At 45.5% G+C, this 14,027-nt stretch carries 3 protein-coding genes; all 3 read right to left on the bottom strand.

The window, feature by feature from the left end; all coding sequences use genetic code 11:
• Positions 1 to 436: 436 nt before the first annotated feature.
• From FUA23_RS16725 to FUA23_RS16715, 3 genes are read right to left on the bottom strand one after another with little or no spacing between them, the layout of a single operon-like run.
• A complete protein-coding gene (locus tag FUA23_RS16725) occupies positions 437 to 1,720 on the bottom strand; it encodes a T9SS type A sorting domain-containing protein (protein WP_147931911.1) in 1,284 nt (427 codons plus the stop codon).
• Positions 1,717 to 4,635, bottom strand: coding sequence for a T9SS type B sorting domain-containing protein (locus tag FUA23_RS16720; RefSeq protein WP_147931910.1), 2,919 nt, complete (start codon positions 4,633 to 4,635; stop codon positions 1,717 to 1,719). The genes FUA23_RS16725 and FUA23_RS16720 overlap by 4 nt, the downstream gene beginning before the upstream one ends.
• Positions 4,636 to 4,677: 42 nt before the next feature.
• The gene (locus tag FUA23_RS16715; protein ID WP_147931909.1) at positions 4,678 to 13,914 is read right to left on the bottom strand and encodes a T9SS type A sorting domain-containing protein; all 9,237 of its coding nucleotides are present in this window, start codon (positions 13,912 to 13,914) and stop codon (positions 4,678 to 4,680) included.
• Positions 13,915 to 14,027 lie beyond the last annotated feature (113 nt).

Raw genomic sequence — 14,027 nt, 5'->3', positions numbered from 1 at the left:
ATGCCATCCTGGACAGGATCATCCCGAAGGCTCATCGGGTCGAACTCAAAGGAAAAAGTCTGAGGAAACGATCTGAAAACTTATCTTCGTAACCCTAACAAGCGCGAGTTATCCACATGGGGGTCAATACTCCGGAATGAGGGGGTCAGTAACTCCGGAATACGCACATAGCCAACCTAAGGTGCTATCGATGCAGCAAGGCATGGGAAATGGTGAAAAAAATCGTGCAGGCTGCTTAAGCCATGCATCTCGTGATACACACGTTTTGGTGGGGAGCTCCACTTTCTGCTTGCTCTGAATATGGGGTAATAAAAGCCAGCAGTCAAAGATATCTATCAGGGCACCGACCGGATCGCTGTCGAGATAACAGTTGTTGGTATTAGAAATAAGGCCCCCAACCCACTCTTTCAATTCAATTGGTGTTAGCAAGGGTCCGCTAATGCACCATCAACTTAGCCACTTTAACCTCGAATTCCGTTTGTACTTCCAGCACGTAGATGCCAGGAGTGAGTCCATCCAGTGACACGTTCTTATTGTTTACTACCGACCTGACTACTCGGCCATTTTGATCAAACAAGCGTATGATAATATTTTCGGTATCCCCCACCCCAGCAATAGTAATATTTGCAGTTGCTGGGTTAGGATAAACTAGCAGGTCAGAAGCATTTCCGGTTCGTTGGTAGACAGAGCGTATAGGCGATGAATTCATAGTACCATCATAATCCTGCTGAAGAAGGCGATAGAAGTTATTCCCTGGGCTAGGGTTTTCATTACTCCAGGCGTAAACACCCTCATTTTCGCCACCGTCAGCGAAAGCGAGTTTCACCCATCGAACTCCATCGGTGCTGTGCTCAATGTGAAAGCCGTAGTTATTCAGTTCGTAAGTAGTTTCCCATTCGAGAAGGTGGCTCTTACCCTCTGGGCGGACTGTGAAGTAGGAGTAAATTGCGGGTAGAGCAGTGCAGGCTGCTTCCACAGTTTGGCGGGAGGCACATGTCACAGCATTACCTGTTATTGATGCTAATCGACTGGGGACAGAAAGATAGTTACAGACTAATGGAATTTCGCATATTTCTAAGGAGACATTATCTTCAATTATTAGATTTGCGATAGTGGCCACGTCTATATTCTCCAATCCCCCGATGTTGCTCAACATCATGTTGTCGATTATTGAAAGCGTGGTGTTTCCTACTTTAGAAACCCCTCGAACCCCGTCAAGGCTCTGAAGCATAGGGTTGTTTTCAATCTCTAATCTTCCACCGATGGTAAGTGAACTGTTTAGTCCGTGTAACTGAGTAATATTATCATTATTATCGATGGAGAGGAAACTGCTGATATCCGTCACACCCCCGAGTCCCGCAAGGTCACTCAGGCCATCACACTTACTGATTCTTACGCTGGAAGTAACCTCAGTAATATTGTCTAACCCGGTCAGAGAGGCAAGTGAGCTGTTGTCGAAGACAAGTAACCGTCCTTCGATGCGCGTGAGTTGAGCTAAAGGTGATAAATCTGTAATCGATCCGGTTGTATTTTCTGTGATTGTAAGCCCACCTAACACGACGGAGCATCCTGGATAATCATTGGGAAAATTATTAATTTGCTGTTGTGAAGAAAGAGTTAGCCCACCTCCCAGACAGTTTTGAGCAAAGCTGCTACAGCTCCCTACAATCAAGAAAGAGAGCATTAATAAGTTGCGACTTGTGTATATGTTGAATATCATCGAAGAAGATTGAAAGATTGAGAAAGAGTATACGGAGTCCCATCAGATAATCGGAAAGTTACAATCGCGACATAGGCGCCTGGAGGAGACGATTTGCCATTGTGAATTCCATTCCATCCTTCAGGATAAAATCCACGCTGAGTTGAGAAGCGGTAACATTCTTTACCCCAGCGATCGTAAATGAGAAATTCTGTTATTTTCTCTACTTGGGGCCCGTACAAAGGGATCAAGTTATCATTAATTCCATCTCCATTAGGGCTAAATGCCGTTGGCAGATAAATATCAGGGCGGCGATCGACGATATAGCCCCCACTAAGGACCTGGGAACAACCGTCAGACCGAAAAATGTTAACGGTAAAGTCATCTGTCTGCTGAGGATTCAGCGAGAAAGTTTCACACCCTGTACAGGTTGTATCACTTGTCATCCAATCGATAGTGTAGGTAAAATCTGGATTAAAGCCACCAGACAGGCTCATTTCGATAGTTTCTCCTAAAGCTACAGTTTGGTTATTTCCAATTATTGAGAATTGTAACTCCTCGGCTGGTTCAAGAACAAGAACGGTGTCTTTGGAACAGTTCCCACTATCATTTATAGTCAGCTCGTAGCTACCAGGAGCTAAGTCTTCGATAATTTGAAAAGGTAGGTAGTTTTGTCCTTCAAAAGTATAGGTATATGGCCCTGTTCCACCTCTACCCTCTCCCAGCATAAGAGAGGCATCCATTGTCGAATTGCAAGAACCCGGGTCAATAATTAATCCAGAAAACGCAAGTTGGTCACTGGCGGAGTTTATCACAATAGTATCTGATCGCTGGCATCCAGTTAGGTTATCCGTTGTTTTCAGTATAAGTCTCCCCGGTAAGACTACCAAGAACGAGTCGGACGTTACTGCTGCGACAGTGCCTCCGTTTAAGTGGCTCCATTCGTAAGATGATGTATTGCTACCCATAATTTCAACGAAAGCAGTTCCTAGATTACAGTTGAAAGTAACAGGGGCAACTATGTTAACCGCTGGAGGTTGAGTTTCAGCAATTACAGATAGGCGAGTAGAATCTTTGCATCCGTTATCATTATTGGTGACAATTAAAAGCACTTCTCCGGGAGCTGTGATTAAAATCGAGTCGTTGGTTGCGGTGATTGTTCCCGGCTCATCGGACCAGGCGATGGAGTAATCTCCCTCATAGTCTACAGAAATTGTTTCTTCTGTTTGCCGGCAATTAAGAATGACCTGCCCTTGTTCACTTACCGAGTAAGCGGGGGGAGTTTGATTTCTTCGTACCAGAACGGAGTCTAGAATCGTACATCCGTTAATTGGGTTAGTTATGATTACACTATAAACTCCCGGGTTTTGAGCTGTTGGAGTAGGTAGAGGCACACCGCCATTTGTTCTCCATGTGCTTAGTAAATTAGGAGTAGCAGAACTGAAAGCTAAGGGCACCGATAGTTGCGAGCAGGTAATTTCTCCAGTCATCAATTCAATTTCCGGAGGTATTGTATCAATGTCGACGGTGATAAAAGAGGTATCTCTACATCCATTATCAGTATTAATTGAAACAAGGTTATATAAGCCAGGTTCGGTAACTGAATGGGTTGGACCATTCGATAAAACATTGCTTGTGTTTCTCCAGGAATAGCTGTAGTTTACCTGAAGATCTATTGCATTGAGTTGTACTGAATCTACTCTACAGGTTATAACTCCACCCTGCACCTGCGGCTGCGCCATAATAGTGTCTATTGACACCTCAACCTGGGATTCGGATTGACAAGCCGCCTCGTTTTCAGCTACAACATTGAACACTCCGCTGTCATTCGTCAGAAATTCGGCTCCTTCGGCTACTAACGCTCCATTTTGGTACCAGGTAAAGGTTGTACCTTGGTTCTCCGAGACAGCTAACAGTTCGGCCTGCGGATGCTCGCAACTGATGGTATCAGGTTGTACAGTGAAGTTGATAACCTCACTGTTGAGGGTTACCGTTCCCGGATTGATTGTAATATCCAGTTCTTCTAACTCTCCCATACTTTCGTACAAAATTAGATTAAAGAGTCCAGGCGTAAATGTACTCTGCACCGTTTGTGAAGTTGTTTCCGCCAAGACCTCGAATCTTAGGCAGAGGAGAGTGTCTCCATTTCTCAGAGTAGTAGTATCGTTGATTGGACTATTGATGAGATCGGTAGAGGCAAACAGATATTTTCCTAGTTGATCATTTACCTGATAATTTATAGGCAGGTTATCTCCTTGTGGGTAGTCTACTTCTATAAATTTGAGAGAATCGGCGTTCCAATCAAGAGAAAAAATCATATCAATAACCCGGGCAAAGTTATCTACCGTTACTGGAATTTTTATGGTGTCCCCTTTACAAGCAGCCACACTTCCGATGTATAAGTTTGGCTCAGATTGATGTTCAGGCTCACAGCTAGTCTCTATTGAGACTACCCCAGGAACGATTGTGATATCGGTCTCTGCCAAAGTACCAGAATCGTTGAAGAGCATTAAACTAAAGAGGGCGGAAAAAAATGTGCTTTGAATTACTTGTTCTGCGGAACGTGCCCTAACGTTGAAATGGAGTATAAGTAAGGTGTCTCCGTCCATTAACGTGGTTGTATCACTAAGAGGGCTAGAAATTAAGTCTGTTGAAGAAAAAGAGAATTTGTTGATCGCTTCGTTATACTGATAGCCAAGTGGAAGGTCGTCCTGTTGGGGGTAAATCACATCAATAAGTTCTAGAGAGTCCGTGTTCCAATCTAAATTGAAGACTATATCAATCACGTTAACAAAGCCCTCAGTCGTCACGGCTACGGATACTGTATTCGTACTACAAGCAATTGCATCATTGACTACAAGACGCGGATCATCTTGCGCAATGAGGTTTACGCTTCCAATAAATAACATTATCAGTACTTGTTTCAGAAATGACATGGGCCTTTGTTCTTTTTTACTCGTTGGGTGTTTTCTTAAGGACTATCGTCTGATAACTTTTCTACTTCGAACAACGCCTTTACTTTCTACTGTTATCAGGTAAATTCCACGAGGCCAATTGTTTTCGTTGACTTCAAAAGTATATTTTTCAGTTCCTCTCAATAGCGGTTTATGCACAAGTGTTCTACCAGAGAAATCGTAGACCTTTAGTAAAGTCTCAGTCTGCAGCGGTTGCTCAAATCGGATTGACAACTGATTGTTGAAGGGGTTGGGGGAAACTGTGAACCCCGTTATAGCAACATCAGCCCTGTGTCTCCCCCATTGCATATCGATTCTGTGGTGATTTCGATCAGCATCGACAACCCGACTTCCATTCTGCAAAAAAAGTGTTTCCGACAACCGACCATCTCGGAGTGCAACGAAAGTCAATTCGTCCTTACCTAAAACATCGACCAAAACCTGTTCTACCTGCCCTTTCTTTTTGCTGATACTTGAGCGGAATGAATGGTTTTCAATCTGACTGTAGGTTGGTAAATACTGTAAAGCTTCAAGATCGTAGCGATATTTCAGATAAGCCGCTAAATCACCAGGGGTTAATGACGTAGAAACGTGAACCGTATCACCCTGCAGGTAAAACTGATCGTCTATGCTGATCTCGGACTCCCCTGTCAATTCGGGTGAAGGTGCATTTAAGCTTAAATCCCCCGTTTTTATACCAATAAAATTTCCGGAGAGTTCGTCTTCCAAGAGGGGGTTGTAAGTAATTGACTCTGGGAATACGGGGTCGCAAAGCTCATAGTCTTCCGGGAATTCAAAGGCTTCAGGAACAAACCTCCAAGGAGTATTTCCTGGGAAGGAATCAATTCCGCCAAGCATCATTTGTACTTCAAAGGTGAGATCGATAAAATCTACCTTACAATCTGGAAAAACATCGGCAGCGATGAGTTGGTACGGCGTGCTGATGGTAACGGGGTTATCATACTCAAGCCAAATATCACGCAACAGAATCACGTCTAGCAGGTCTATGCCTGTCTGGAAATTATCCTCAAGGGAAGGTGTGATTTCGTATGACAGGTCTACTCCCAGGGCAGAAAAGTTGTACCGTCCATCTTCTGTTGAAGTATCTGATAAATCCCCATCTTCTGATGAAAGTAGCAGGTCCACATTAGCCAGCGGGACGAGTGACAGGTCGGTTTCAAGTCGGGAAATGTTTCCGCCTATATTAGCGGTTAGTGGAAGGCAGGCTGTCCCATCAACCGTAGACAGGTATATCTGCTGCCCTTCCATCAAAGCGGTTGCCACATCTTCCAGCGTAGCTCCGAAGTGAAGGTCAACACAGTCACCTGGGTTTCCGGTGACGACCATCGGGATCTCGAGTAGTTTGAAGTCAGATTGTACATCCAGTTCTCCGATATTCGATGCCCATGTAACGCTGATTCTGGTCGGAGAGAGTAATTCAATTCCGATGCCATCCACGAAGGCAGGATTAGGAGCCAGAGCTACGGGAACAAGCACTCCGCCAGCGGTTTGATCAGTCGCTTCTAGATCGAAAGTAAACGACTCCACGTTGCTCCAGTTTCGGATAGCAATAGGAATCATTAGCGTATCTATTCCACGACGGTAAATATTGGGCTCGTCCACGTAGATAGTCGTGGTATCCGTAGTTACAACGTTAATAGTGCGTTCACAACTTCCTCCCTGACCGTTGGCACTTTGGTAGTCCCAACTATAAATTTCCGTTTCCACAAGTTCCAGGTCTTCTGCAGAAGTAATAGTAATGTCACCACAAGGAGAAAAAATCACCTCTGGAACTCCCGACGGTACAATAATGGAAGTGTATTGGCCCGTGTTAAGTAGTACAGTCGTATCTTCTGGACAAACTACTTCTGGCGTCCTCTGATCGGGTATAATTGTCACAAACGAATCAATAGCACAGCCTGTAATCGTATCAAAGATTGAGAAGCGGTATACACCCGCAGAAGATACGTCAAGTACTGGCTCCGTACCAAGCGTTATTGCATCTGGATCTGACCTCCATTCAACGATTTGATCATCTTCTAGTACGAGGGTAAGTTCTGTAGACCCTGACGGGCATAAGAGATAGCTGTCGCTTGGCGACAGCGATATTACGGGCACTGCCTCCAGGATGAGTTCTAATTGAATTATGCTGTCACATCCTATAAATGAAGTTAAGGTATCTATATATATTCCTGGCTCATCAAGAAATGTTCCATTCCAGAAAAAATCGCTGCCTTGACAAATAACATCCGTAAACTGTTCTTCAATTGATGGAAACACCTCCAGAATCAATATGGATGTACTATCACATCCTGATGAAGAAGTTGTAGTTAGTTCGTAAACACCAGAGATATACCGAGCCGTATCATTAAACATAATGCTGTCGTTAGCGCATATGCTCTCCGTCATTTGTGTAATAATCATATCCGTACATGGGTCTGGATCAGCTAAAATTTCAAACGAACAGACTTCCTGACAGCCATTATTATCGGTAAGTAATAGTTCGTAGACGCCTGGCGTAAGGTCCGTGAACTCATATCCAGCGCCAGAAGAGTCAGTCACTACACTATCAATTCCCCCTGATAAGGCTAGGGATACTGGAAGTAGAGCACCTGAGAAGTTTACCAAGGCAGAACCGATACTTTCCTCGTTATCCACGATGCACTGCACCTGAATGCTATCAGGGGATTGAAGCCAGAAGCCTGCAGTAACGGCACATTCTGTTTCTACATCAAAGACATCTAAAACATAGACCCCAGGAGTTAAACCTTGAAGATCTTCAACCGTATCGCCAGAAGACCACTGAAGGCTGTAGTTTCCAGAACCGCCTTCCACATCCACGTTGATCAGGCCCGTACTATCTCCATAACAGGCGGCAGACTGGGCTTCGAGAGAGAAGATTAGCAGGTCGGAGCAGTCGACTGTTGATTGATCGATAGTTACCATGTATGAACAAGTGTCAGTATTGGAGGCAAAGGAGATCACATTAACGCCCAGGTTTAGGGTTAAGGCCTGAGGAACCCCTATACCGGAGAGAGCAGTTGCTCCGGAGATTTGGTAGGTAATTCCAGTATCGGCACAATCCCCCAGCTCCGGTGATACAACTTCGAAGAGCAAACTATCTGCATTGCTATCTATAGTAAAGAACAAGTCTTCAGGACAGATGGGGACCAAAGGAGCACCAGCCTCAATTCGAAAAGGATTACCTGGGTTCGTCGCGACACAGCCAAGAGCATCGGTAACCGTTACGGTATAATCTCCTGCTGGTAGATCAGTAGCAACGCTGGTCGTGTCGCCGTTAGACCAGTTATAAGTATAAGGTGGCAATCCTCCCATATGTAATGCTGTAGCCGTACCGTTGGCTACACCACATGATGCGGGGGTAACCGGTCCGTTTAAAATCACCAGATCACACTCGCACGGCGCGCAGTTTTCCCCACCACAGTCTACACCTGTTTCCGACCCGTTCTGGACACCATCCGAGCAGCAATCGCTGCCTGCATTAACTATGCCCGTATCCGTAAGGTTGAGGGGAGGAGTTGAGTCGTTTCCCTTAAGGAATATAGTAGGCCTTATCGGGTGACCAATATTTATCCGGGTTGTGCAGGTATCCAATACGATGAAAGAGACGGAAAGAACTTCAACGTTACTACCGGTGACGCCATCTATGCCGGATGGCGCCCATAGCGTATAAATCTCTCCGTCCACTAAATCATTGATGTTCACTTCATGGTCCGCAAACTCGTCGGATACATCAACAACCTCCAACATATTTAGATCATATGTAAACCCGAACTGAAAACTTATAATATCCTCAAGGGTATCAGCAGTGAAAGTTACTTCAATGGTATCTCCAATTGATCCATCAGGATCGGAAACGGTAAACGTAATTGATGTAGGGAGTTCACCCTCACAACCACATTCCTCGGTGATGACATCGTTCTCCGTCAAAATGCTCCCGTCGTCACAGGAACTCCCGATCTGCTCTTCACCAGCGCAGAATGCTGCATAGCTTCCCTCCAGTGGAAGATTGGCGTTATTCCGGAAATTATAACCAGGTTGGTTGTAAAAGCGGTAAACCTCTCCGTCCTGGATAGAACTCCCACCAAAGGTGACAATTTCGTCCATCGAGCAAAGTGAAGCATTGGGTTCATAGCAACCTGTAAGACTGTTGTTGTCCAGATAAAGCGCGTTTATTCCATTAACACGAGATGTTATTTCTCCAATGTCACCTGTTAGTTCATTACCGTATAGATATAGGAACTCTAGATTCGGCATATCAAATAGAGTTAGTGGAATATCACCCTCTAGAAGATTCCTGCTCAAGGCGATTTCTACTAACGAAGAAATCTGAGTAATTTCGGGGGGAATTGAACCTTCAATTTTGTTGTCTTGAGCAAATAACGTCGTCAAAGAGTCAAGCAGTCCGAGTTCAGTGGGTATTTCACCACTCAGATTATTACCCGGCAGGAAAATTTGCTTCAGCCTCTCCAGTTCGCTCAGCCAGGACGGAATGGGTCCTGATACATCACTAAATGTTATAAAAATGCCCTCTAAGTCCTGCATTTCCCGCAGACCGTCAGGGAAGGGACCAGAAAAATCACCATCTTCCAGATAGAAATTACGCACCTTCGTCATGCTATTGATTCCAGGTGGAATTACTCCATTCAGGTCCGTATTGTTGATAGAGAAGCACCTTACAGCTGGAACCCCTGTGTAGTCACTAGGAAGCTGACCAGTAATACCTTGTCCAGCCAGTGATATACACTGAACGGAATCCAAGGCGAAGAACTCCTGAGGGATTGGCCCAGCAAGCCCATTACCTCCGTAATTATTGGGAGAGCAATCCGGGGCTCCGTCCAAATCAACACAGACGACCCTTTCCTGAAAACAGGTAATTCCATACCATGGGCTTCCGTTGAAATTACAAGGATCACAGGCTTCCCCAGCAGCAGCTTGTTCCCATCCTTCTTTATTACTCCATTCTGCGCCATTGGTGTTGTCGTAGAGAGCCATTAAGGCCGGGAAGTCAGGATGATTACACTCGCACGGCGCGCAGTTTTCCCCACCACAGTCTACACCAGTTTCTGTCCCGTTCTGAACACCATCGGAGCATTCATTAATTGGTGCAATACAGCTAGAGTTGGAGTTTACTCCAAGACAACCATATTCGTTTATGGACAACAGAGAATAAGATACTTCCTCTTCGGACATAATGTTTCCTACGGTTAAACTCTGAACTGTGGCAGGAACAATCGTATCAATCGAATTATTTATGGAGTTGAGCCTCACCCGATAATTTTCGGCGAACACATTTGGTGAAATGTTTATCGTTAATTCACCATCTATAGAAAAATCACAACTGCCAAAAGTAAAGCCAGGGTAGTCTGGTGCAATAGCAATCGATGGAGGAGGAAGGTTATCTGGATCAGATACACATCCCTCAGCGTCTGTCACCCTGAGAATTTCTATCGCAAAGCTACTAAAGATGCCAAACCCACCATTTCCTCCAAAATTAGTAAGGGTATCTCCCCCGTAGACATAGGTTATTTCGTACGGCGCCACTCCTCCCGTGCCCTGAATCGTCCATGCTACAATATCACCACGACACAATGTACTGTCAGAAGTAAATGGTGGAAGAGCTGATACGTTTTCACAACTCACAATTGGCTGACCCACACAATTACAGTTCCCGTCAATAGTATCATTTGAAGTATTGAAATCACCGTCATTACATGGTAATCCTATTTGCTCGGAAGTGGTTCCGTTGGTCGAACAGAATTGCGAAAACTGTCCACCAAAAGCTAATCCAAAGTTGAATCGGAAGTCGACATTCTCACTACACAAATTATAAATATCTGCTGGAATACAACCGCTCAGGTTATTATTAGCGAGCCAAAACTGTTCTAATGAGGGTAAATTTCCGAATCCACCAGGAATAGCACCTGAGAGGTTATTGGCTGATAGAACTAAGTTTTCCAAAGTTTGAATGTTGCTTATACCTACTGGAATTTCCCCTGACAACTCATTGTTAAGTAAAAACAATTGCTCAAGACGAGTCAGGTTTTCAAAGCTTTCTGGAATAGATCCTGTAAGTTGATTTTGATTCAACCAAATTGCCCTTAATTCAGATAGCTCACCTAAAGCAAAAGGAATCTCTCCTGATAGTTCGTTGTTGTCCAGATACAGTAACTCTAAATTCAACAATTGAGATAAACTGGAAGGAATTGTATCCACAAGATTATTTCCCGTAAGCCGGAGTTCGACAAGACTGTCAATCAAGCCTAGTTCTGATGGGATACTACCCTCCAAACGATTCGCCCACAGACTTAAAACTCTCAATTGGCTGAGCTCCCCCAGAGAAGTGGGAAGTTCCCCTCCAATCTGGTTTATACCGAGATAAATTTCCTCCAGTTGGGTCAAGCCGTCTATTTCTTCAGGTAACTCCCCACTTATTGAATTTCCTTCCAAAGCAATTCTCCGCACGCGCCCTTCACTATTACAAGACACTCCGTAGTAAGAACAGGGGTCGCAGTTGTTTCCAGCAGCAGCTTGTTCCCATCCTTCTTTATTACTCCATTCTGCGCCATTGGTGTTGTCGTAGAGAGCCATTAAGGCCGGGAAGTCAGGATGATTACAGGCTCCGTTCAATACAGTTCTGGCCCCAAATTGTGCTACAAATGCATCGTTCTCGGACTGACACTGATTGGATTTATTCCCAGTCACCGCTTGCGGCTGACTAACAAACTCCAGGCTGGTTTCAGGCTGCAATGGAACCTGAGTAGCCTGTAGGCAAATTTCAAACAGCGCCGAAGCATCAGACAACGTAAGGCCCGGCGCCTGAGTACAATCGTCTTGAGGACCGAAGGAAGCCCAATAGAAAGAAACCTGTCCATCCCCAGATGCGCTGACGTTGATGGCTGTTTCATTTTCCTCGTACGGCGTATTAACCACCGGCAGGGTTCCCAGTTCAGGATGTACGTTGCGAATTTCTCCGAAAGAGAAAATGTCTGGATTCCACTGAAGGGTAAAGCCGAGGTCTACAAAACCCGACAGATCCGCGACCAGAATTGGAATACAAATGGTTTCCCCTACGTCGACAAAAGTATCAATCATGACAAGACTGGCCGACTGCCCGTTTTGGGGAATACAGTCAATGATTCGATCGCAACCAGCGCAGGGCTCTACGATCACCGTTTCAGTTTCCGGATCCCCTGCGCAACCATCAACAATGCGTTGTGCCGTAACGGTGGCACTCCCTGCTTCGGCGAAAAAGAAAGTAGCGGTACTGCCTTCAGTAATGATACTTACCGGTTCAGGTACCGCGCTCCATTCAACCTCCATTGCACCCGCGTCAGCGCCCAGAATAGTAGCCACTAATCCTGAGTCAAAACAAATGGTATCCGAGGACAATGAAAAATTCAGTTCCGAAGGCTCCGTAATAATTATTTCATGCTCAAAATTGGTGAGACATTCTTCAGCGGCAAAGTCCGATTCAAAGGAAAGTAGAATCGTAGTATTTCCATATAAAGTTGGATTAATGGAGGTTACGGTACCCTCTCCGCTCAAGGTCCATACGCCAGTTGTTCCGTCGCTTGGTTGAGGCAACTGATAAACCGGATCGTTTGAGCAAAGCATCGTTGGAAGAGTCACGAATGGCGGTGCCTGAGCGTCTGTTCGACCTAGTGTAACTTCCGCAACCGCCGAAGAGCAATTGATATTGACTACACGGACATACACAGTAAAAGGCGCGGCCACAGGTGCAAAGTTTTGTGGATCAATAATAGGTTCTTCACCAGCGGCATCGTTAAACCATTCCACACTAGCCTCTTGCCCTAATAATATTTCGCTTTCCAGCATTAAAAGATCAACTCTTCCTTCAATGCCGCAAAGCTCTGTCGTAACAATAGTGTTTACTACTGGCGGGTCGTCGGCACACGGGTCTGACAAAGTCCGGCAACTAAGAATGCTAAAGGGTTCGAGGCAGATGGAAGAAGAAACCAAGAAAAGTTCAAAATTTATGTCCTCATCAGGCGGCAGGTCATTTACGGTGAACATGCCACCCTCCACTATTTGGGGCCCGTCTCCATCCACATAAAGCTCGTAACGTTCTGCGTCATCATTCACATCCCAACTGATGGTGATCGAATTTGAGGTGGTCGTCGCGCAGGTGAGTATTGGGTCGGGGATTGGGTCGACAACATTTATTGTTGCTATTGCTGGAGCGTTGTATGTACAGGATGCGGCATCAGTCAACTCTTCAATCCGGTAAGCCCCCGGAGCTAAAGGAAAGGAGCTAAAAGTTACTACCGTACCATCTCCAGGATGGTCATAGATCGTTTGTAAACCGTCTGGGTCAGTAACCAACATCTCGTAAGGAGGGTTCCCGTTGTCAGCGCTTAGGAAGAGGCTGAAAATCACTTCCGTACCACTGCATATTTCTTCTTCCGATGCTTCAATAAAGTAGGTATACCCTGTTTCATTACAAGGTACAGAACAAGGCACGCAATCAGGACCACCACAATCAATGCCTTCTTCGTTACCGTTTTGAATACCGTCGTCGCAGGTTGGAGCAAGTGTACGGCAGGTTATGGTCGTACTTTGGTCGGGACAGGCGAATTCGCCAATGGCCGTAACCGTGAAGTTAACGTCGGTGTCTTCTGGCAGACCTGTGGCCGTAAAGTTGGCTCCAGATATGGATACTGGCGCCCCTCCGTTCACAGAAACTGTATAACCATCCGCCGCAGGATCTTCAACGAAAGAGATAGAAGAAGATGAAAGGGTAGATCCGGAGCAGCTAAGGTTTGGTGCACTGACTGGACCTCCCACAAAGACGAACTCTTCCCAAGTAGGATTGCTTCCACATCCCTCCGCATCCTGAACGTTGCTTATTGTATAAGACGACGTTGCCGTCGGAGTAAAGGTGTAAGAAACTGGCGTACCGTCGCCAGGCATATCGTTGATAATGCTAACCGGAAGCCCATTACCTGAGACCAAGGCAGAGTACGGCGGATTCCCCGTAGCATTTAGGGTAAAGGTTGCGGTAACCTCGTCTCCGAGGCAAATTTCTTCTGCACTCATAGAAACCTGATAGGAGAAATTGGTTTCGTTGCAGGGGATCGTACACGGCACGCAATCAGGACCACCACAATCAATACCTTCTTCGTTACCGTTTTGGATGCCATCGTTACAGGTGGAGCAAGCGGGAAGTGAGATCGTATTTGAGGTGTACTCCACGTCGCAAAGGCGATCATTCAGCACAATGTAAATTTCCTCCGGTGGGCACTCCCCTTCTGCTACTGCGAACCAGATATTGGATAGACTCGACGATTGATCCAGGGCGCAGAAACCATAAATATAACCATTGTTTGAAG

This window comes from Neolewinella aurantiaca (assembly GCF_008014675.1).
In the GTDB taxonomy this organism is placed as follows: domain Bacteria; phylum Bacteroidota; class Bacteroidia; order Chitinophagales; family Saprospiraceae; genus Neolewinella; species Neolewinella aurantiaca.
Note: the sequence above shows the minus strand (reverse complement) of the source record. Positions and strands in the feature narration are given on the sequence as shown.